21 protein-coding genes and 1 tRNA gene are annotated in these 20,448 nt (G+C 37.5%); 3 read left to right on the top strand and 19 right to left on the bottom strand.

Features of this window, described 5'->3' with window-relative positions:
- Positions 1–22: 22 nt before the first annotated feature.
- The 3 genes from fusA to rpsL all read right to left on the bottom strand — a co-directional run bounded on the left by fusA (position 23) and on the right by rpsL (position 3,103).
- The gene (gene fusA / locus AC6FXG_RS08735) at positions 23–2,089 is read right to left on the bottom strand and encodes an elongation factor G (protein ID WP_500572371.1); all 2,067 of its coding nucleotides are present in this window, start codon (positions 2,087–2,089) and stop codon (positions 23–25) included.
- Positions 2,090–2,107: 18 nt separating this feature from the next.
- Positions 2,108–2,578: a 30S ribosomal protein S7 gene (gene rpsG / locus AC6FXG_RS08730; RefSeq protein ID WP_075573970.1), complete on the bottom strand. Its 471-nt coding sequence runs from the start codon at positions 2,576–2,578 to the stop codon at positions 2,108–2,110.
- A gap of 114 nt (positions 2,579–2,692) precedes the next feature.
- Positions 2,693–3,103: a 30S ribosomal protein S12 gene (gene rpsL, locus AC6FXG_RS08725; RefSeq protein WP_296255656.1), complete on the bottom strand. Its 411-nt coding sequence runs from the start codon at positions 3,101–3,103 to the stop codon at positions 2,693–2,695.
- Positions 3,104–3,527: 424 nt separating this feature from the next.
- Here rpsL and AC6FXG_RS08720 point away from each other — a divergent pair, with 424 nt between their 5' ends.
- Positions 3,528–3,650, top strand: a complete 123-nt coding sequence (locus tag AC6FXG_RS08720; RefSeq protein ID WP_500572370.1) for a hypothetical protein — start codon at positions 3,528–3,530, stop codon at positions 3,648–3,650.
- Positions 3,651–3,733: 83 nt separating this feature from the next.
- On the opposite strand, the gene AC6FXG_RS08715 is transcribed toward AC6FXG_RS08720, so the two are convergent.
- From AC6FXG_RS08715 to AC6FXG_RS08695, 5 genes are all read right to left on the bottom strand, one after another.
- Positions 3,734–3,925, bottom strand: coding sequence for a heavy-metal-associated domain-containing protein (locus AC6FXG_RS08715; RefSeq protein WP_075573972.1), 192 nt, complete (start codon positions 3,923–3,925; stop codon positions 3,734–3,736).
- Entirely contained in the window at positions 3,925–6,054 is a 2,130-nt protein-coding gene (locus tag AC6FXG_RS08710; protein WP_500572369.1) for a heavy metal translocating P-type ATPase, read from the bottom strand. The genes AC6FXG_RS08715 and AC6FXG_RS08710 overlap by 1 nt, the downstream gene beginning before the upstream one ends.
- Positions 6,055–6,417: 363 nt before the next feature.
- The gene (gene groL, locus AC6FXG_RS08705) at positions 6,418–8,052 is read right to left on the bottom strand and encodes a chaperonin GroEL (RefSeq protein WP_500572368.1); all 1,635 of its coding nucleotides are present in this window, start codon (positions 8,050–8,052) and stop codon (positions 6,418–6,420) included.
- A 17-nt stretch (positions 8,053–8,069) separates the two neighbouring features.
- Positions 8,070–8,351, bottom strand: coding sequence for a co-chaperone GroES (locus tag AC6FXG_RS08700; protein ID WP_500572367.1), 282 nt, complete (start codon positions 8,349–8,351; stop codon positions 8,070–8,072).
- Positions 8,352–8,832: 481 nt separating this feature from the next.
- Positions 8,833–9,504 carry a hypothetical protein gene (locus AC6FXG_RS08695; RefSeq protein WP_500572366.1) on the bottom strand — a complete coding sequence of 224 codons (672 nt, stop codon included), beginning with the start codon at positions 9,502–9,504 and terminating at the stop codon, positions 8,833–8,835.
- 175 nt (positions 9,505–9,679) lie between these two features.
- On the opposite strand from AC6FXG_RS08695, the gene AC6FXG_RS08690 reads away from it, so the two are divergent.
- Positions 9,680–10,204 carry a flavodoxin family protein gene (locus AC6FXG_RS08690; RefSeq protein ID WP_500572365.1) on the top strand — a complete coding sequence of 175 codons (525 nt, stop codon included), beginning with the start codon at positions 9,680–9,682 and terminating at the stop codon, positions 10,202–10,204.
- A 59-nt stretch (positions 10,205–10,263) separates the two neighbouring features.
- Here AC6FXG_RS08690 and AC6FXG_RS08685 read toward each other — a convergent pair whose 3' ends face one another.
- The 11 genes from AC6FXG_RS08685 to pepT form a co-directional block, all read right to left on the bottom strand.
- Positions 10,264–10,932 carry an SdpI family protein gene (locus AC6FXG_RS08685; protein ID WP_500572364.1) on the bottom strand — a complete coding sequence of 223 codons (669 nt, stop codon included), beginning with the start codon at positions 10,930–10,932 and terminating at the stop codon, positions 10,264–10,266.
- Positions 10,913–11,209, bottom strand: coding sequence for a metalloregulator ArsR/SmtB family transcription factor (locus AC6FXG_RS08680; RefSeq protein ID WP_500572363.1), 297 nt, complete (start codon positions 11,207–11,209; stop codon positions 10,913–10,915). Before AC6FXG_RS08680 ends, AC6FXG_RS08685 begins: the two co-directional genes overlap by 20 nt.
- A 91-nt stretch (positions 11,210–11,300) precedes the next feature.
- The gene (locus AC6FXG_RS08675; protein WP_099950254.1) at positions 11,301–11,771 is read right to left on the bottom strand and encodes a glutathione peroxidase; all 471 of its coding nucleotides are present in this window, start codon (positions 11,769–11,771) and stop codon (positions 11,301–11,303) included.
- Positions 11,772–11,801: 30 nt separating this feature from the next.
- The gene (locus tag AC6FXG_RS08670; RefSeq protein WP_500572362.1) at positions 11,802–12,338 is read right to left on the bottom strand and encodes a TIGR01440 family protein; all 537 of its coding nucleotides are present in this window, start codon (positions 12,336–12,338) and stop codon (positions 11,802–11,804) included.
- Between the two features lie 70 nt (positions 12,339–12,408).
- On the bottom strand, positions 12,409–13,038 hold the full coding sequence (locus AC6FXG_RS08665) for an ABC-2 transporter permease (RefSeq protein WP_500572361.1): 630 nt from the start codon (positions 13,036–13,038) through the stop codon (positions 12,409–12,411).
- Positions 13,019–13,882: an ABC transporter ATP-binding protein gene (locus AC6FXG_RS08660; protein WP_500572360.1), complete on the bottom strand. Its 864-nt coding sequence runs from the start codon at positions 13,880–13,882 to the stop codon at positions 13,019–13,021. The genes AC6FXG_RS08665 and AC6FXG_RS08660 overlap by 20 nt, the downstream gene beginning before the upstream one ends.
- A complete protein-coding gene (locus AC6FXG_RS08655; RefSeq protein ID WP_500572359.1) occupies positions 13,875–14,255 on the bottom strand; it encodes a GntR family transcriptional regulator in 381 nt (126 codons plus the stop codon). The genes AC6FXG_RS08660 and AC6FXG_RS08655 overlap by 8 nt, the downstream gene beginning before the upstream one ends.
- A 155-nt stretch (positions 14,256–14,410) precedes the next feature.
- Entirely contained in the window at positions 14,411–15,802 is a 1,392-nt protein-coding gene (locus tag AC6FXG_RS08650; RefSeq protein ID WP_500572358.1) for a TlpA family protein disulfide reductase, read from the bottom strand.
- A gap of 207 nt (positions 15,803–16,009) precedes the next feature.
- Positions 16,010–17,209, bottom strand: coding sequence for an arginine deiminase (arcA, locus tag AC6FXG_RS08645; protein WP_500572357.1), 1,200 nt, complete (start codon positions 17,207–17,209; stop codon positions 16,010–16,012).
- A gap of 59 nt (positions 17,210–17,268) precedes the next feature.
- The gene (locus AC6FXG_RS08640; RefSeq protein ID WP_500572356.1) at positions 17,269–18,849 is read right to left on the bottom strand and encodes an ABC transporter substrate-binding protein; all 1,581 of its coding nucleotides are present in this window, start codon (positions 18,847–18,849) and stop codon (positions 17,269–17,271) included.
- Complete coding sequence (pepT, locus tag AC6FXG_RS08635) at positions 18,839–20,053, bottom strand: peptidase T (protein ID WP_500572355.1); 1,215 nt, start codon at positions 20,051–20,053, stop codon at positions 18,839–18,841. Before pepT ends, AC6FXG_RS08640 begins: the two co-directional genes overlap by 11 nt.
- A gap of 86 nt (positions 20,054–20,139) precedes the next feature.
- Here pepT and AC6FXG_RS08630 point away from each other — a divergent pair.
- A tRNA-Lys gene (locus AC6FXG_RS08630) sits at positions 20,140–20,215 on the top strand.
- Positions 20,216–20,448: the final 233 nt, after the last annotated feature.

Here is a 20,448-nt window from a genome sequence, read left to right as displayed (position 1 = left end):
ATAAATTACCTCCAAATATATATTAATCTTGTTTTTTACTTAATTCGTCTGCAATGCTCTTTGGAACTGGTTCATAGTGGTCAAATTCCATTGAGTAGTTTGCACGACCTTGTGTGTTTGAACGCAAGCTTGTTGCATATCCGAACATTTCGCTTAGTGGAACGAATCCGTGAATTGTTTGTAATCCATTTTCTAGTTCCATGCCGTCGATTCTGCCACGTCTGCCGTTTACGTCTCCCATTACGTCTCCTAGGTATTCTTCTGGAGTTGTAATTTCAACCTTCATCATTGGTTCAAGTAGGGTTGGGCTGGCTTTTTGTAAAGCATCTTTTACTGCCATTGAACCGGCGATCTTAAAGGCCATTTCTGAGGAGTCAACATCGTGGTAGGATCCGTCAAAGAGTGTTACCTTTACGTCTAGTACTGGGTATCCTGCGATAATACCGCTTTCTAGAGCTTCTTGAACACCGGCGTCTACGCTGCCGATGAATTCCTTAGGAATAACACCACCGACGATTGCGTTAACAAATTCGTAGCCCTTGCCTGGTTCTTGTGGTTCAACTCTGAGTTTACAGTGTCCGTATTGTCCGTGACCACCTGTTTGACGAACGTATTTTGCTTCAGCTTCTGCTGAGGATGTGATTGATTCTTTGTAAGCAACTTGTGGGTTACCAACATTAGCTTCAACCTTAAATTCTCTTAATAGTCTGTCAACGATGATGTCAAGGTGAAGTTCACCCATACCTGCGATAATTGTTTGACCTGTTTCATGGTCTGTGTAGGTCTTAAATGTTGGGTCTTCTTCTGCAAGTTTAACAAGTGCGATACTCATCTTTTCTTGTGAAGCCTTGGTCTTTGGTTCGATAGCAACTGAGATAACTGGTTCTGGGAATTCCATGTTTTCTAGAATTACTGGTGCTTCTTCAGCACAGAGTGTATCCCCTGTTGTTGTAAATTTTAGACCTACAGCTGCACCGATTGCACCTGCGTGTAGTTCTTCAACTTCTTCACGTTTATTTGCGTGCATGAGTAGAATTCTACCGATTCTTTCTCTCTTGCCCTTGGTTGAGTTGTAGACATAGGATCCTGATTTTAATGATCCTGAATATATTCTGAAGTAAGCGAGCTTACCTACGAATGGGTCTGTAACAATCTTAAATGCTAGAGCACTTAGTGGATCGTCATCGCCTGCGTGTCTGGTAATTTCGTTTCCTTCAGCATCAACACCTTCAATAGCTGGTACATCTAGTGGACTTGGCATATATGCAACGATTGCGTCAAGTAGAGGTTGAACTCCCTTGTTCTTATATGCTGATCCGCAAAGTACTGGTGTGATTGAGTTAGCAACTGTTGCCTTTCTGAGGGCTGCTACGATTTTTTCTTCAGGAACTTCTTCTCCTTCTAGGAACATCATCATGATTTCATCATCGTAGTCTGAAATTGATTCTATTAATTTTTCTCTGTATTCATCAGCTAGATCTCTTAGATCTTCTGGAATTTCTTCTTCTCTTATATCGTTACCAAGGTCATCGTAGTAAACTTCAGCTTTCATTTTAACCAAGTCTACAATGCCCTTGAAATAATCTTCTTTACCTATTGGTAATTGAATCGGAACTGGGTTTGCTCCAAGTCTTTCCTTCATCATTCTGATTGCACGGAAGAAGTCTGCACCCGTTCTGTCCATTTTGTTTACGAATGCAATTCTTGGAACTTTATATTTATCAGCTTGGCGCCATACAGTTTCACTTTGAGGTTCAACACCACCCTTTGCACAGAATAGTGCAACGGCACCGTCTAGGATACGAAGTGAACGTTCTACTTCAACTGTGAAGTCAACGTGGCCTGGGGTATCGATTATGTTTAGTTGATAATCGTGCCAGAAAGCTGTTGTAGCAGCTGAGGTAATTGTGATACCTCTTTCTTGCTCTTGAGCCATCCAGTCCATTTGAGCTGCACCTTCGTGAGTTTCACCAATCTTGTGAATCTTACCTGTGTAGAACAAAATTCTTTCCGTAGTGGTTGTTTTACCTGCGTCGATGTGGGCCATAATTCCGATATTTCTTAGCTTTTCTAATGGTGTAACCGCCATCTTGCCTCCTTATTATAATTAGTATCTATAGCTTGCAAATGCCTTGTTAGCTTCTGCCATCTTGTGCATTTCGTCACGTTTTTTGACAGCGCCACCTTGGTTATTTGTAGCATCTAGGATTTCTTTTGCTAGTCTTTCAACCATGGTTCTTTCGCTTCTCTTTCTTGAGAAAACTGTTAACCATCTTAATCCTAGTGTTTGTCTTCTTTCAGGTCTAACTTCCATCGGTACAAGGTAGTTTGCCCCACCGATTCTTCTTGCCTTTACCTCTAGTACTGGCATAATGTTGTTTAATGCCTTGTGAAATACTTCTAGAGGATCTTCACCTGTTTTTTCTCCAACATATTCAAATGCTCCATAGACGATTTCTTGGGCAATACCCTTTTTACCGTCAAGCATGATGTTGTTAATTAATTTTGTTACCACCACATCATCATAAATTGGATCTGGTAGTACTTCTCTTTTAGGAATGTGACCTTTTCTTGACATTCTCTTCCCTCCTTAACATAAATTAATTCATTGGTACTCGCATTTTTTTGCGTGTGTCCAAGCTCACATCCCTCATGATAAAAGGATATGAGTTTTCGCTAAACTATCTTTTTATTATTTAGCTTTTTTTGCACCGTATTTTGAACGGCCTTGTTTTCTCTTGTCAACGCCAGATGCGTCTAGAGAACCACGTACAACGTGATAACGTACACCAGGTAAGTCCTTAACACGGCCTCCTCTTAATAGAACAACAGAGTGTTCTTGAAGGTTGTGTCCGATACCAGGAATGTATGCTAGAACTTCTGCACCGTTTGTCAAACGTACACGAGCAACTTTTCTCAAAGCTGAGTTAGGTTTTTTAGGTGTAACAGTTCTTACAGCAACACAAACTCCACGTTTTTGTGGTGAGTTTACTGGTGTGTTTCTCTTTTGAAGAGTGTTGAAGTTATATCCAAGAGCTGGTGTCTTAGATTTCTTAACAACTTTCTTTCTGCCTTGTTTAATTAATTGATTAATTGTTGGCATATTCATCCTCCTTTTCCTTTTATCTATAGTGCACTCATCTTTACAAGCACACCCATAATAATAACACGACCAACAAAAAAAGTCAAGCTTTTTCACGCCCGACAAAGTTTAAAGTCCTGTTAAATTACAAATAAATTATAGCATATAATTTTAAAATGTCAAATTTAAAAATAAAATAAATTTTGCTTTACTATAAAAAAACAAATAAATAATTGCATTTTTAAATTAATTGTGATATAATAACGTTGATAAGTAGTGGCAATTAATATTAAAATCCTTTTAGTATTATCAAACATTCAAGGAGGCTCTATGGAGAAATTATTGTGGGCAAACTTACTTCAATTTGCACTTGCTCTTATCAAGATTGGCCTATTGTGGATGATCTTAAAAGAGCTCAAATCAAAAAAGATGAGGAGGATTTAATATGGACGGCTTAAGTCAAATGAAATTGTACAATTTCTTATCATTATTTGTATTTAGGATCCTGCCGGATTTAATCCAAATTTTCCTCTTGTGGAAAATTTATAAATATGTAAAAGAGGACTAATCATTTTCTTTCTTTTTTTAACAAAAGCTAGCTTACGATTTGTAAGCTAGCTTTTGTTTTCTTTAGATTAAATTTTTAAAAGCTTATTTTACATCAAAGCCGATGGCTTCGATTGCTTTTTCTACCAAGTTCTTTGGGATAAGTCCTTCGTATTCTGCAAAACCTTCTTCTAGGTTTACAATTACGTTTTTGATGCCTGGAATTTTTTCCATAGCTTCCTTAACTGACTTTACACAATTTTCACATGTCATTCCCTTGATATTAATTCTTTCCATTATTTCCTCCTTAGTCTTAAACTGTTTGTTACTACGCTTACCGATGAGAAGGCCATGGCGAGTGACCCCACCATTGGATTTAAAAATCCCAGTGCCGCTATCGGTATTCCTATTATATTATATATAAAGGCCCAAAACAGGTTTTGTTTTATGGTCCTTATAGTCTTGTTGGAAATGTCAATGGCCCGGTGGACTTGTTTTAAGTCACCACCGACCAGGGTTATATCTCCTGATTCAATGGCTATGTCCGTGCCCGTGCCCATGGCGAAACCTATATCCGCTGCTGCAAGAGCAGGCGCGTCGTTAATGCCATCACCAACCATTCCGACTTTTTTTATTTTCTTTAAGTCGTTTATGATATTTAATTTATCCTGAGGCAAAATCTCTGCCCTATAATCGTCAATGCCCGTTTGGTCAGCAATTAATTTTGCTGATGACTGGCTGTCTCCAGTTAGCATCATAACTTCTAAACCCAGTTCGTGAAGAGCTTTGATTGATTCTATTGCATCAGCCTTTAATTTATCCTCAAGTGAGATGGCCATTAATAATTCATTGCCACTTACAAGTCCCACATAAGTTTTACCCATGTCTAATAAATTTGTAACAGGATCTAAATCAATTCCGATTTCCCTCAAGTGTTTAAAAGATCCAGCCATATATTCTTGGTCAGAAGTTTCAAATTTAATGCCCCGACCGCTTAGATTTGTAAGTTTTCCTTCAATTATTTTTCTACCAGACAAATGATCTACTATGGCCTTGGCAATTGGATGGTCACTTTGCTTTTCCATAGAGTAAATTATATCCAAATTGTCCTCTTCATTGCCACTTACATTTATAATTTCATTTACAATCGGTCGGCCCTCGGTAATTGTCCCCGTCTTATCCAGGGCTACAACTTGAATCTTGTGGGCATTTTCCAAAGCCTCAGGATCTCGGATTAAAATTCCTTCGCTGGCCGCCTTGCCAGTCCCAACCATAATTGCAGTCGGTGTTGCAAGACCAAGTGCACATGGACAAGCTATAACTAAAACCGAAACAGCAGCAATCAAAGCCTGTCTAAAATCTCCTGCAAAAATCATGTGGCCTACAAAAGTCACCAGGGCAATGATTAAAACCGCTGGAACGAAGATTGATGAAACCTTATCTACCACCCTTTGAACGGGTGCTTTTTTATTATTGGCTTCTTCGACCATGGAAATAATTTTGGCCAGGCCCGTTTCGCCAGGATTTTTTGTAACTTGAGCTACAATTGTCCCCGCTCCATTAATAGTCCCTGCATAAATCCTATCGTCCGCCTCCTTGTCAACGGGAATCGGCTCACCAGTAAGCATGGATTCATCTATGGACGTTTCCCCGCTAATGATAATACCATCGCAAGAAACGCTTTCCCCTGCCTTAATTAAAACTTGATCGCCGATTTTTAAATCGTCTGCAGGAATTTCTACATACTCTCCATCAATTATTAAAGTCGCCTTCTTTGGCGCCAAATCAATTAGCTTGTACAAGGCCTCACTAGTCTTGCCCTTGGCCCGTGACTCCATAGTCTTGCCAAGTAAAACCAAAGTTATAATCATAGCTGAACTTTCAAAATAAAGATGTGGATCGCCAACTATCCAATTGTAAATACTATATAGATAAGCCGCACTCGTGCCCAAGGCAACCAGTACATCCATGTTCATGGCCCCGCCCTTGATGCTAAGATATGCACCCCGGTAAAAAATCCATCCAATGTAAATCTGAACTACAGTCGCTAAAGCAAATTGCCAAATGGGTTCGCCAAAAAATACATGGACGTCCGCCATGTGAAAAAACATAACCAAAAATAGCGGTAAGGAAAAAATAGCAGAAATTATAAACCGCCTCTTATAATCCCTATACTCTTTTATTTTTCTCTCCTGGTCTCTGGCAGGATCTCTCGTTTCCTCGACGGTTGCCTTGAAGCCAATCCCATTTACAGCCTGGCAAATAGCCCGGGCCGAAGTCTTGCTTTCATCATAGACCACCCGCATCTTGGCCAAGGACAAGTTGACATTAACCTCGCCAACTCCATCCATCCTTCCAACAACCTTCTCTATTCTGTTAACACAGGATGCACAATGCATTCCTTCAATTATAAAATATTTTTCCATTTCATCACCTAATCATTACTTACCCAAGATTAACTATATTTAATAATACACACAATAAAAAAGCCGACGTAAATCAATACGTCGACTAAAAATTCTTTCTTTTTAATTCCTCTATACAGAACGAGGCTGTGAATTTAGCTGGTAAATTTGATGAGATTTGAAGTGGCTAATTTTTTATCGGTTTTGGCTAACATAAAGTTAGCCGCTACATGAACCGATAAAAAATTTATTCAGATAAATTTATGAAGATAAATGGATGGATTTCACGCTGTGCAGAAATTTTGCGAATGAGATGTAGTCAACCTACATCGCAGTGAGCAAATATTTCGAAACAAGTGAAAGGCGCCATTTAGATCATAAATTTTACATCATGCCCATCGGCATGCCATTACTTCCAGCCATTCCTGCCATTGGATCTTCCTTGCTTGGTAGGTCGGCTACTGTTGCTTCTGTGGTTAGGATCATGGATGCAACTGAGGCTGCGTTTTGTAGGGCTGAACGAGTGACCTTGGTTGGGTCTACGATGCCAGCTTCAATCATATTTACGAATTCGTTGTTTAGAGCGTCGTAACCTTCGCCGCGTTTTGAATGCATAACTTTTTCTACGATTACTGAGCCTTCTCTGCCTGCGTTTTCTGCAATTTGACGGAGTGGTTCTTCAAGAGCTCTTAAAACGATTGCAACACCTGTTTTTTCGTCACCTTCAACTTCGTTTAGGAGTGGACGAACGTCTTCGATTGTGTCAAGTAATGCAACACCGCCACCTGAGACGATGCCTTCTTCAACAGCTGCACGTGTAGCTGCAAGGGCGTCTTCGATTCTCAATTTCTTTTCCTTTAATTCAGTTTCTGTGGCTGCACCAACTTGGATAACGGCTACGCCGCCTGCAAGTTTAGCTAGTCTTTCTTGAAGTTTTTCCTTGTCGAATTCTGAATCAGATTCTTCGTATTGAGCACGAAGTTGTTTGATTCTGTCGTTAACCTTTGATTCATCTCCTGCACCTTTAACGATAATTGTATTTTCTTTTTCTACATTTACCTTTTGGCAGGTACCTAGCATATCAACTGTGGTGTCTTTTAATTCGTAACCTAAATCAGTTGAAACAACTGTTGCACCAGTTAGAATTGCAATGTCTTGGAGCATGTCTTTTCTTCTGTCGCCAAAGCCAGGAGCCTTAACTGCAACGCAGTTAAATGTTCCTCTTAATTTATTTACAACAAGAGTTGCCATTGCTTCGCCTTCGATGTCTTCAGCAATGATTAAGAGTGGTCTGGAGCTTTGAACGATTTGTTCTAGAAGTGGTAGTATATCTTGGATGCTGGTAATCTTTTTATCTGTAATTAAAATATATGGATTGTCGAGTTCGGCAATCATTTTTTCTGAATCTGTAACCATGTAGCTTGATACATAGCCGCGGTCAAATTGCATACCTTCAACAACATCTAAGGTTGTGCCCATGCTCTTTGATTCTTCAACTGTAATAACGCCGTCCTTGCCAACTTTTTCCATAGCGTCAGAAATTAGAGCACCAATTTCCTTGTCGCCTGCTGAAATGCTGGCAACGTTTGCAATTGAAGCCTTATCATCAATTTTAACTGAAGCGTTCTTTAAACTTTCAACTGTTTGATCAACTGCTCTTCTAATTCCCTTTTGTAGGATCATTGGATTGGATCCAGCAGCCAAGTTTTTCAAACCTTCTTTGACAATAGCTTGAGCCAAAATTGTAGCTGTTGTTGTACCGTCACCTGCTACATCGTTGGTCTTGGTTGCAACTTCACGAAGAAGTTGGGCACCCATGTTTTCTGTCTTGTCTTCGAGTTCGATTTCACGAGCGATTGAAACACCGTCATTTGTAATTAGTGGTGACCCATAAGGTCTTTCGAGGACAACATTTCTGCCCTTAGGTCCAAGTGTTACCTTAACTGTATCTGCAAGTTTATTGATGCCGGCTTCCATAGCCTTTCTAGCATCGCTACCATGTAAAATATCTTTTGCCATTAATAATTCCCCCTATCTTATTCTATAACGCCTAAAACGTCTATCCATTTAACTAATAAGTATTCTTTGTCGCCGTCTTTGATTTCTGTGCCTGAGTACTTAGAAAAAATAACTTTGTCGCCAACTTTAACAAGGTCTTTGCGTCTGTCGTCTTGGAGTAATTCTCCGCTAATAGCTTTGACAACTGCAATGCTTGGTTGTTCTTGAGCACTTTGTGGCAGAACGATTCCTGATTTTGTAGTTTGTTCTGCTTCAACTTTTTCAATAAGGAGCCTATCTCCTAATGGTTTAATATTCATAAATACCTCCTAATATAAACAAATTTATTAGCAACCTAGTCTGGTGAGTGCTAACTCTATTTTTTATTATACCCTAAGTAATAGAAATTAATCAAGTTATTAGAAAAATTTTATAAATACTAATTTCCCTTGACTTTTATTTTCTTTAAAGCTTGTGATCAGCAAAATTAATTGCAATTATAATTTTATTTTTAATTGTAAGATACAAAGTGAATTTACAAAGCTGTCTTTCTGCAAAATAAAAATTCATTTCAATTGTAAAATGCAAATAAATTTAAAAAGCTCTTTTCATGCAAAATATAAATTCATTTTAATTTTAAGTTGCAAATGAATTGCGGATATATCTTTCTGCAAAAGAAAGTTTCATTTCAATTGTAAGTTACCTACGTATATACAAATTAATTTTTAAAGCAAAAAAATGGACCCCCTTAGGATCCATTTTATTTTACTGGTCTAGCCAGCTTATATTAGATTTTTTAAATTATTTAAGCCTCAATCTTTCGACTACTATTTCAACATAGCCTGCAAATTCTTTGGCCGCTTGGTCTGCATCTAGGTCTTTTTTTTGAACACGCCTTAGCATGCCTTCAAATATATAGTAGAGCATCCAATTGGCTTTTTCTGCTCCATCTTCGTTGAAGTAGCCTACATTTAAGCAAACTTCACTTAAGACCATGGTCCTATCTCTCAAATTAGGTGCTGTGAGTACCTTGTCGAGATAAGCAGGGAAGCCATCATTTTCAATTGGGAAGGCCTTATAATATTGGTGGAGATAATAATCCTTTTCATGAGCTATGTCTGAGAAAAATATTTCCAGATATTCGTAAGGCTTTTTAAAAGCATTCTTGGCAAAGCAAACCCATACTTGTTTGTAAACAAAAAGTGGATCGTCTCCCTCTTTTACATAGTTTGATAAGTCTGCCAGATAATCATCCATTGCATCCATAACTGCAAAGTACATGAGATGATCAATGTTTTCAAAATAATTGTAAATAGTTGCGGTATTAAGCTCTGTCGTATCGGAAATTTTCTTGATAGTAACTCCTCTTACGCCATCTTCTTTAATAATATTTCTAGTGCAGTCCACAAAGGTCTTGATCATTTTTCTGCGATGAGGACTTAAATGCTTTTTGTTAAAATCAATATTTGCCATTTCATTCTCCTTTTGAATTTTTTGAAAATAAATTGAATAAAAACAAATTTATCTTCCGATTCCATATAATATTACATATATTTTATAAAAAATATAATAATTTGTCAAGTAATTATAAATAATATTACCTTGACAATAATTATTCTATTTGCTAAAATAATTTTAGGAGGACATTATGAAGATTCTTGTAATTTATTCCAGCCAAACTGGCAATACAAAAGCTGTCGCCGAGGCCATATATGATGAGTTCAAAGATTATGCAACCTTGATTCCCATGGACCAGGCAAAAAACTACAAATTAGAGAATTATGACTATGTATTTGCAGGTTTTTGGGTGGACAAGGGCTACCCAAACGAAGAGGCCATGGACTTTTTAAAATCAATTAGATCTTGTAATATAGGACTCTTTGCAACACTTGGTGCCTACCCCTATTCCATGCAGGCCTCCCGAGTTTTTTACCGGGCAGGAGAAGTTATAGATGAATCCAACCGTGTACTTGGTACTTTTATTTGCCAGGGAGAAATTTCTAAGGAAAAGCTGGACGAAATAAATGCCCGGCCACCCAGCCATCCCGGTTATCCAACGCCCATACAGACCCTGGCCAGAAATATTGGACAGCAGCATCCAAATGAAGAGGACTTTACAGCAGCCCGCAAACTTTTTAGAAAGATTGTCAGCCGGACTTACAATATAAAATAAAAAACAAAACACAGCTTCAAATGATATGTCATGAGAAACTGTGTTTTTTTATTTGTATTCTATTTATCCTCAATGTCCCCGTATTTTTTATAGATAATATAGCTAGACAGAATCATTGCGATGACACACAGGAGTGGGATCATTAAAAAATATATTAATGCCTTCTCTAATTTAAAGATTATAGGAAAAGTCATGAAAATTATACCCATTACAATAGATATTATTCCTGCTGATCTTTGCGATTTTTTCCACACATAATCATTTGCCATTGACCACGTGGTCCTAAGTCCCACCAGGGAATTTCTTTTTAATTTTGGCATCTTGTTGCCTAAAAATATAAACAATAAACCAGTCAGTCCAAACATAATCTGTGCAAGGCCTATCCCCTTAAATTCTAGCTTTTCTAATTTTACAAGGCCGCTGTATATAATAAGAAAATTTATAACATTAAAAATTATCAAGCAAACAATAATAGTCAGGTCTATATATTTTTCGTTATTATTTCCTTGGCTTTCTTGCTTGGCGGCAAATTTTTGCATCCAAAGCAAAAATCCAGCCATCAGAAAGGTCGCTATTGGCAGAACAAAAATTTCATACCGGCTCCCCCACCTATCCACATTGCCAGCAGTATCATAGTGTATGGGAATTTTTTTATCCATAAAGCCCACAGCTATGATTGCCAAAATAAGTGGCAAAAAGGTCAGTATTTTAATCCATTTTTTTCTCATTGTCGTCTCCTTTCAAATTTGAAATCCATACGAGCACTTCGTCCAAGATACTCAGGTCAAGTTCATAATAAATAAAATTTTTATATTTTGTCTCGTAAATTAAGTCCGCCTTTTTTAGTTTTGCCAGATGATAAGACAGGGCCTGGGGACTCATGCCAACTTCTTCAGCCAAGTCGCCCGAAGAAATTTTCCCGCGCTTTAAAGTCTCGATTATCTTTCTCCTATTATCATCAGCCAAACAGGCCAGTACATCTGAAATAATTTTCCCCACCCCCATCTATTTAAAATTTTCTTTAAATAGATTATAGCACTTACAAAAATTTTTTGCAATAAAAAAACCACATAAAATGTGGGAAAATAAAATATTTTTATAAGAGTTTTTCTATCTCCTCTCCAATTTTCCTTGGAGTTTTTTGAGAAGCATACCTCTTTACGACATTTCCTTCTCTGTCTACTAAAAATTTTGTGAAATTCCATTTGATATCATCGCCCAAGACTCCGCCGGCTTGGTCTTTCAAATACCTATATAAGGGTTCTTCGTTTTCGCCATTTACATCGATCTTGGCAAAGCGATCAAAGGTCGTCCCATAATTCAGAGAACAAAAACCTTGGATGCCTGCATCATCTTCTGGGGCTTGGTGGCCAAATTGATTGCAAGGGAAGTCTAAGATTTCAAAGCCTTGGTCTTTGTATTCTTCGTAAAGCTTTTGCAAGCCCTCGTATTGGGGAGTAAAGCCACACTTGGTCGCGGTGTTTACAATTAATAAAACCTTGCCCTTGTACTTGTCTAGCTTAACATCATTTCCTTCATTGTCTTTTACTACAAAATCATAAATCATAATATTTCTCCTTAAATTATTTGTACTATATTATTTATATTCGGCCCTCTGGCCGCCAATTAATTTTGGCCTTCTCCTAATCAAAGTCACATGGGCAGAGCCAATATTATTTACACTAACCCTAACCGGAACGCCAACCGCCTTTATGTGCATGCCAATAAAAGTATCTCCAATATCAATACCGCCATGGGCCTGGATGGTCTCAACCATGACTGGGTCAGACATTTTTTCATAGGCTACAGTTGCCATGGACCCGCCAGCGTGAATTTTTGGCACAACGCTGACCTGATCTAAGTTATATTTCTCCATGCAAGCCCGACTTACAACCAAGGACCTATTTATATGCTCGCAGCCTTGGAAGGCCAAGAACAAATTATATTTATGAGCAAAATCTAAAAACACATGAATAAAGTCCTCAGCCACATCCATGGAAGAATTCTTGCCAATCCTGCCGCCCACAACCTCGCTTGTTGAGCAGCCGATTACAAAAATTTCCCCTGCCTTTAATTGGGCCTGAGCCTGGTATTCTTCTAATATATTTTTTAAAGCCTCTTTATAATTATCCATCAAATCACCTCTAATACCTACATACCCAAAAAAAGACCCAAGACTTATTAAATAAATCTTGGGCACGCCTTTAATATTCTTTTTTATTTATAATTTTAATTGATATAAAGACAGTAAGACCTATTAACAAAACAGAAATACCAAGGACTATTAGTGTTAATTTTAATAAGGAGCCCCTACTTATTTCTGAAAAAAATCTTGAAATCCCAGGAATATATTCCTTCAATACAGAAGACCCCGCAAAAACTAAAGCATAAGTTATCACCATGATTATCCTACCTTTTTCTGCTCCAAATTTAATGAGAAAAGGCAGTTGAATTGATGGTATTAAGATTGCCATAGCAAATACTATTAAAGATATGATAATAATATTTGGAATAGTAAATTTATTTTGAATATAAAGGGTCACAAAAATAAATAAAGAACCAAATATTCCAAAAACAGCTGGGAAAAACAATTTACTAAACACATAATCTTTCCTAGCTATTGGCATTGAAAAAGCCAGGCTTTCAAATTTTGCAGCCGCATCATAAGCGAAGGAGCTGGAATTTAAAACCAAGGGCAGCATAACACATAGCATTGGTGTTATCAGAAAAGCATTTGAGTAAATTCCATAGCTAATAGCTACAAATGAAATTATAATACAAGGTATCAGTGTTTTCTTTAAGGTTGCCAAGTCTTTATAAATTAGAGCTTTCATTTTTATCACCTCTTACAAAATAAATCATTATATCTTCGATGGTTGGTTTTTGAAGATCAATTCCTTTTGGTGCTTGATCTTTTATAATCAACAAATCTTGACCAAAAGTATGGACCCTCCTACCAACTACTATTGACCTATCAAGGTTATTTGCCTCCTCATTTGAAAGAGAACAAAGTGCATACTTATCTTTTAATTCATCCTTACCCTCAAAAAATAAGAGTTTTCCATTGTCTATAAAGGCAATGTAATCAGAAACTTTTTCTAGGTCCGACAAAATATGAGAAGAAATTAAAATCGTGTGCTTTTCATCCTGCATAAAATCCAAGAGAATATCTAAAATCTCATCTCTTATAATTGGATCTAGTCCACTTGTAGCCTCATCTAAAATCAAAAGCTCAGCATGGTGAGATAGGGCCATAGCTACTCCAAGTTTCATTTTCATACCGCGTGAATAATTTTTTATAATTTTTTTGTCTGGCAGATTGAACTCATTTTTTAGTTCAAAAAACCTTTTTTTATCCCAACTTTTATAAACCTTAGAACAAAACTTTTCAGCTTGTATCGCATTAAGTTCCTGCGGCAAATATAAATCATCAAAAACAACGCCTATTTTGTCCTTAATTTCAACATCCCTAGTGCTATTTTCCCCTAAAATATTTATTTCTCCATAATCCGCCCTTAAAAGCCCCAACAATAATTTTATTGTCGTACTTTTGCCGGCCCCATTTTGGCCAATATAGCCAACAATAGTTCCCCTCGGGATGCGTAGGTCAATTGGCCCCAAGACAAAATCATCAAATTTCTTTGTAAGTCCTTTGACGTCAATAGCGTAATCACTCATATTTACCCTCCAACATAGCTTTAAACATAAAGACAAGTTCTTCTCCTGATATATCTGCAATTTGAGATAAGTCAATAGCCTCTTGGAGCTTAAGTTCAATTTGCCTTAGGTACTCTTCTCTAATAAACTCTTTGTTTTGCGGGGCCACAAAATTCCCCTTTCCTTGAATGGAATTTATAAAACCTTCAACTTCTAGCTCATCGAAAGCACGCTTTGCAGTAAGCATACTTATCCTAAGCTCTTTTGCCAAAAACCTAATCGAAGGCAACTTATCGCCAACGTGCAAGTCGCCAGACAAGACCTGTGCCTTAATTTGATTTTTAATTTGCAAATAAATCGGATCTTCACTTGAATTGTTAATTTGAATATGCATATTCCACCGCCTAATTTTTTACCTGTTATAACTGTTATAATTATAACATAACAGTTATAAGCTGTCAATATATTTTTTAAATATTTTTTAAAAAAGCAAAAGATTTAAGCCAATAAAAAATGACCCGCGTTTAAACGCGAGCCATTTAAAACTTTTTATTTTATAACAACCCAAATTTCTTTTTCTTCTTCGCCGATTTTGACAGGGTTTTTCATTAGTTTAACCATGACATCTTCCTTGCCTTCTACAGCTACTGTGAAAATAATGTGGTCGCCTTCTTCTTTTTGTTCTTTGATTTCGAATTTAGCTTCAGGATTTTCCTTGGCAACATATTCTTTTACCAAGTCTTCAGCTACAAATAGATAAGGTTTTTTACCTTCTTCTAATTCCTTTAACAATTCTTCGTTGATTTCTGGAAATAGGATTTCAACAGCTTCAGCTTTTTCTTCTTCCTTGGTTTCTTCTTTCTTTTCTTCAGTTTCAAGTGGTTCATTTACTTGTTTGATAAATGCATCAAAGATTGAATCGTACATTTCAAAGAATACTTCGTCTTCCCAATCGTCTTCGACATTTAGGCCGTGTTCATCGGCATAAGCTTGTTCAACAACATCCCATGTTTCACCGAATGATTTGCCGACCATCTTGCCTTCCTTGTCAACAATAAAGATTGTTGGGAACCAGTTCATTGAGTAGTCGATAACTTTTTCAAAGTATTCGTAAGCTTCTTTTCTGCCACCGACTTCTGTCCAAGGAACATCTTTACCTTCATCTAAAGCTTTGATGTTTTCAACTGTGTAATCTGTATAGTTGTTTACAAGGCCAAAGATTTGAACATTTGGATATTCTTTTTCGATTGTTTCTTGAAGTTTATACATTCTTGGTCTGGAAAGTTTTGACCAATAGCACCATGGACCCCAGCTATAAACTACAGTAAAGTCTTTTTGACCAATAATTTCATTGTATTTAGCCATGTCAAAAGCTTCTATATCTGACTTGTCAAATGAAATGTAGTTGATCTTGCCATCTTTAAAGTCTGGGCGATATCTGAAGTTATTCATAGCTTTTTTGAAAGTTGAAATTTGTACATAGTTTTCTTTGTTGATAACCCAGCTGTTGATTTGAGCTTCTTCACCGTCAACAGTAAATTTGCATGCTGATTTTTGAATCTCGGCTGTATCAAAATCTACAGGAGCAAATTCTGTGCCTAGTTCGACATAATCTTCGCCCTTGGTAATTTCAACAGCATTGGCTTCCTTGTTCCAATTGACTGCAAATTTGCCATCTGTGCCTTCAAAAGCCTTGGCGATATCGCGAAGTTTGATGACATTCATCATCTTTTCGCTAGGTCCATCTTCTCCTTCTTCGATCCATTTAAGTAGGTAGAATTTTAAATTGTCTTCCTTACCATCAACATTGATCGACAGTGAACTGTCTGCCATCTTAAAGCCCTCATAAACTTCCATTTCTTCTCCTTCAGCGCGGACGCCAAAAGAAAATGCGCTTACAGCTAATAGAGCTGCAAGAACTAGTGATAATACTCTTTTCATAAATACCTCCTTTTATTTTATAACTTTATTATAACAAACGTGTAAATCAATTGCAATGAATTTATAAAAATTTTTTAACATAAAAGCCATGAATGCATTTAAATACTTCCTATGATATACACCCAGACAAGTAGTAACTGCTTGCACAAACTTTTGCAAAAAAATCAGCCAGTAAAAACTAGCTGATATAAATTTATTTTTATAAAATTATAAACTCCTCTTTACAGGCATGCTCATACATCTTGGGCCCCCACGTCCACGACTTAGTTCACCTGAGACCATAACGTGGAGTTTGATGCCCTCCTTGTCGAGGACTTCGTTGGTAACGGTGTTTCTATCGTAAACGATTACTTCGCCTGGTTTAATGGCAAGGGTGTTTGAACCGTCTGACCATTGTTCGCGTGAAGCGTCAATTGGATTGCCGCCTGCACATCTAATGACTTTGATGTGGTCTTTGTGAAGAGCCTTGGATAAAATTGCTTCCAAGTTGCCTTCGATTCTATCCACGACAACCTTTGACCCATCCAAAGTCATCCTGTAGACTTCAAGTGGCCCTTCGATTTCTGGGTGGACTGTAAATACATCTTCGTCGATCATGGTAAAAACTGTGTCCAAGTGCATAAAGGCCCTCTTCTTCGGAATTACAAAAGCGAGTACATTTTTAAATTCGCCTTTTTTCAAAATATTTTCAGCAATTATTTCAACTGCCTTGGCGTCTGTCCTTTGTGAAATGCCAATTGCGATTGTATCTTCATTTATAATGAGTTCGTCTCCACCTTCGATGGAAAACTTTTCATCTCTATAATAAACAAATTCAGTACCCAAAAAATCAGGATGGTGCTTGAAGATATATTTACCGTAAATGGTTTCACGATTTCTAATATCGCTCCACATTTTGTTTAGGGAAACTGTTGTTCCCATCAAAGAGAATGGGTCGCGGGTAAAGTATAGGTTTGGCATTGGCTTGGTCAAAAAATAATCATCTCTGGCCACAAAATCTGTTAGCCTGCCGCCATTTACCTTTGGCATATCTTCGCGTCTAATCCCTTCCATGGTCTTTAAGACTAATTCTTTTTCATCTAAGTCCTTTAAAAAATCCTTTAGATATTTTACTTCGTCATCCCTAAAGACATGGGCTTCTTTTATAAATTCATCTATAAAATCTTCCTTGACATCGCCAGCCTTGATAGCTTCAGCAGCTAAATCTTCAAGGTAAAGGACTTTTACCCCATTGTTCCTAAAAATTTCTGCAAAAGCATCGTGCTCTTCGATGGCCTTATCCAAATAAGGAATTTCGTCAAACAAAAGTTCTTCTAGCATATCTGGCATCAAATTCAAAAGTTCTTTGCCAGGTCTGTGCAAAATTACCTCTTCCAGAGGCTTTGTTTCTGAAAAAACTCTAATCATTTCTTCCTCCTGTTTTAATTTGTATTTTTATTATAACATATTGGTCTTATATGTCCAAATTATTCCCAAGACATATCCCAAACTGCTAAGTCAAACCAGTCTGTAAACTCTGTGTTTAAAAATCCTCTTAATGACTTCCTGATAAATGTCTCTGTAATCGGATTTCCAAAACCAATGGCAATGTTTTTATTTTTAATATCCGTGCACAAGAGCTTGTAAGCATCTTTTAGGTCTGACTTTTTATCAACTAAGAGTTCAAATATTTCCTCGTCCAAGTCCAAATCATGGAAAAGGTATTTGCCATCCCCAGTACTTGAAAACTCTCGAGAAAAATCTGGCATATAACCATGCTTAAAGGAATTTAATACCAAAACACTCCTGCCTGAATTTATAAGCTTGCTAGCTGTGCTTATCAGGTCATAAGGCGAAGCCCCATTTAAAGTTACAATATAACCATAGTCTGAAAGTAGGTCTTTTAAATCTTGGGCTATATTTCTGATGTAGGGATTGTCCTCGTAAACTAGGTTTAGCGGAATGGATTTATAATTTTTCTCCAGGTTCTTGTCCTCATAGTCCATGTCAAAAAAAGCCTTGTTAGTATGACTTATAAGCGAGTGAGAAAACTTAATCCCATCTCCTGGCCTATAATCTTTTATAATATCAATGATCTGTTCACGCCTGGTCAGATCTTCCATGCCATTATAATTTGAAATCCTAAGAAGGATTACTTCATTTTCTATAACGGAATTTTTCTCAAAATTCTTTTTAATTTGACTTTGGCCCAAGGCCTCCAAATCATTATAAATATTCGCCGCGTCTATATGCCCTCTTAGCATATTTACAACTATATTTTCTTCTGAAAACTCCCTCAAGGATAGCTCTTTAATATTGGTTGGGTATTTAAAATCATCATTGCGTTCAAGATTTGCAAAATTATTTTTCTCCCAGTCTGCGAGCATATATGGCCCATTACCCAAGGGCTTTGAATTGAGCCTTCTAACATCGTTCATCCTCGCCCCTTGATAGTAGTGAATTGGAATTGGTCTGAAGTCCAAGGCATAGTAAAACGAATCTTGAAAATTGTCAAAATTAATTTTTAAATGCTTTTCATCGATAACTTCTACGCCCTTAATCCCACTCGCTAGGCCGTTGTTATAATCTCTGGCGCCAGTAATATACAAAAGCTCTCCCCGTCTTTTTTCTCCCAAATATTCAGGGTGAAGGAGGACTCTTAGGGAAAAATAAATATCATTTGCGGTTACTGGATTACCGTCCCACCATCTAGCATCATCGCTAATGGTAAAGCTCAGGCTGTAACCCTCCCTAGTCATTGAAGATACCAGACCATTTTGCGGATCCACCTCCATATTTGCCTTCATGCCGATAAAGGGCAGGAACATCAAATGACTTATGGCCTTGTCTCCTTCGGTCATTGCAAAGAGTGGGTTGAAAACTCCCTCTATGCCATTGGTCAAGACTTGCAAGAGGTCCTTGTCGATTGCTTCAGTCTCCATGACCTCAATATTTATTTCCCTCTCCGCTTGGGGAGGATTTGTGGCCACTGGTTCGACTTTTGGCGAACACGCAACTACCAACATGCACAGGCTGAGGATCAATAGAAGTGTTTTTTTACTTGCCAACAATTTTTAAAATCACCTCAACAGCCTTTGCCATTTCCTCTGCAACAGCGTATTCAAACCTACCGTGGTAGTTGTAACCACCGGTAAAAATATTTGGACAAGGCAGACCCATGTATGAAAGTCTGGCTCCGTCTGTGCCCCCTCTGATAGGTTCAATCTTTGGTTCAACACCAGCCTCTTCCATGGCCTTTATCGCCAGGTTAACTGGAGTCATATCCTCTTCGATTTTTTCTCTCATATTATAATAGCTATCTGTCATATTCAGATCGATTTCGACTCCGTGCTTGTCACAGATGAAATCGCAAACCTTTTGCATCATAGCTTTTTTTGCTTCAAATTTTTCGTGGTCGTGGTCGCGAATTATAAAGACCATTTCACTTTCGTCCACATTTCCGCTCAAGTCGTTCAAGTGGATAAAGCCTTCCCTATTTTCAGTAAATTCTGGCCTGTCAAAAGTAGGCAGCATATTAAATAATTCCATTGCAATGATAAGAGAGTTTTTCATCTTGCCCTTGGCTGAACCTGGGTGAACATTTCTGCCTTGGATTTTTACGATTGCAGTAGCTGCGTTAAAGTTTTCGTATTCAAGCTCACCAATAGCTCCGCCATCAATTGTAAAGGCAAAATCTGCTCCGAAGTTTTTCACGTCAAAACAGTCAGCTCCCCTGCCAATTTCTTCGTCAGGTGTAAAACCAATTAAAATATCCCCGTGCTTGATATCTGGATTTGCAAGCAAGTACTCGATAGCAGTCATAATTTCTGCAATGCCGCCCTTGTCATCGCATCCAAGCAAGGTTGTCCCGTCGGTTACAATGAGAGTCTTGCCTTTTTTATCTGCGAGTTCTGGGAAATCCTTTGGAGACAAAATAAATTTGCCGTCCTTGTCAAGCTTGATGTCCCCTCCGTCATAATTTTCTATTATACGCGGATTAACATTTTCCCCAGTCATATCTGGAGCTGTGTCCATGTGTGAAATCAAACCAATAGCTGGCAGGCCATCAGTATTCTTTGGAAGTTTTGAATATACATAGCATTTATCATCAACCCTTGCCTCCAGACCAAAACCCTTTAGCTCTTCGACCAAGACATTGGCCAGATCAAATTGCCTCTTTGTACTTGGGACAGTTTCGCTAGCCTCGTCTGATGTTGTGTAAATCTTTGCATACTTGATTAAACGTTCAACAACTTGTTTTTGTAAATCCATTTTAAATTCCTCCTAATTTTTTTTATAAAAACACTTGCAATTTAAAAATAATCGTGCTATAATATCACCTATGAGTTAAATAACGCGTGCCATTAGCTCAGCTGGTAGAGCAATTGACTCTTAATCAATGGGCCCAGGGTTCGAGTCCCTGATGGCGCACCACTCGAAACGCTATGAAGTATCATGGCGTTTTTTTATTTTTATTTTTAACTTGCAAGGCTTAGGTCATAAACTTACAAATTTATTTTACACCATTAAAAAAGAAAGTTCAAGCAATTAAAACTCCCTTCTATTATATAAGACAAAGCTAAAATTTTATTTAAAGCCTCTTTAATCTATTGAAATAAAAGTGGGCTTTTGCTAAGATAAATACATAGAATATTATAAGACGGAGG

The organism is Ezakiella massiliensis, assembly GCF_059862345.1.
This window is presented reverse-complemented; position numbering and strand designations above follow the sequence as displayed.

Excerpts from the sequence above, each read along its gene's own strand:
- fusA (WP_500572371.1), bottom strand. The coding sequence starts at position 2,089 with ATGGCGGTTACACCATTAGAAAAGCTAAGAAATATCGGAATTATGGCC.
- rpsG (WP_075573970.1), bottom strand. The coding sequence starts at position 2,578 with ATGTCAAGAAAAGGTCACATTCCTAAAAGAGAAGTACTACCAGATCCA.
- rpsL (WP_296255656.1), bottom strand. The coding sequence starts at position 3,103 with ATGCCAACAATTAATCAATTAATTAAACAAGGCAGAAAGAAAGTTGTT.
- AC6FXG_RS08720 (WP_500572370.1), top strand. The coding sequence starts at position 3,528 with ATGGACGGCTTAAGTCAAATGAAATTGTACAATTTCTTATCATTATTT.
- AC6FXG_RS08715 (WP_075573972.1), bottom strand. The coding sequence starts at position 3,925 with ATGGAAAGAATTAATATCAAGGGAATGACATGTGAAAATTGTGTAAAG.
- AC6FXG_RS08710 (WP_500572369.1), bottom strand. The coding sequence starts at position 6,054 with ATGGAAAAATATTTTATAATTGAAGGAATGCATTGTGCATCCTGTGTT.
- groL (WP_500572368.1), bottom strand. The coding sequence starts at position 8,052 with ATGGCAAAAGATATTTTACATGGTAGCGATGCTAGAAAGGCTATGGAA.
- AC6FXG_RS08700 (WP_500572367.1), bottom strand. The coding sequence starts at position 8,351 with ATGAATATTAAACCATTAGGAGATAGGCTCCTTATTGAAAAAGTTGAA.
- AC6FXG_RS08695 (WP_500572366.1), bottom strand. The coding sequence starts at position 9,504 with ATGGCAAATATTGATTTTAACAAAAAGCATTTAAGTCCTCATCGCAGA.
- AC6FXG_RS08690 (WP_500572365.1), top strand. The coding sequence starts at position 9,680 with ATGAAGATTCTTGTAATTTATTCCAGCCAAACTGGCAATACAAAAGCT.
- AC6FXG_RS08685 (WP_500572364.1), bottom strand. The coding sequence starts at position 10,932 with ATGAGAAAAAAATGGATTAAAATACTGACCTTTTTGCCACTTATTTTG.
- AC6FXG_RS08680 (WP_500572363.1), bottom strand. The coding sequence starts at position 11,209 with ATGGGGGTGGGGAAAATTATTTCAGATGTACTGGCCTGTTTGGCTGAT.
- AC6FXG_RS08675 (WP_099950254.1), bottom strand. The coding sequence starts at position 11,771 with ATGATTTATGATTTTGTAGTAAAAGACAATGAAGGAAATGATGTTAAG.
- AC6FXG_RS08670 (WP_500572362.1), bottom strand. The coding sequence starts at position 12,338 with ATGGATAATTATAAAGAGGCTTTAAAAAATATATTAGAAGAATACCAG.
- AC6FXG_RS08665 (WP_500572361.1), bottom strand. The coding sequence starts at position 13,038 with ATGAAAGCTCTAATTTATAAAGACTTGGCAACCTTAAAGAAAACACTG.
- AC6FXG_RS08660 (WP_500572360.1), bottom strand. The coding sequence starts at position 13,882 with ATGAGTGATTACGCTATTGACGTCAAAGGACTTACAAAGAAATTTGAT.
- AC6FXG_RS08655 (WP_500572359.1), bottom strand. The coding sequence starts at position 14,255 with ATGCATATTCAAATTAACAATTCAAGTGAAGATCCGATTTATTTGCAA.
- AC6FXG_RS08650 (WP_500572358.1), bottom strand. The coding sequence starts at position 15,802 with ATGAAAAGAGTATTATCACTAGTTCTTGCAGCTCTATTAGCTGTAAGC.
- arcA (WP_500572357.1), bottom strand. The coding sequence starts at position 17,209 with ATGATTAGAGTTTTTTCAGAAACAAAGCCTCTGGAAGAGGTAATTTTG.
- pepT (WP_500572355.1), bottom strand. The coding sequence starts at position 20,053 with ATGGATTTACAAAAACAAGTTGTTGAACGTTTAATCAAGTATGCAAAG.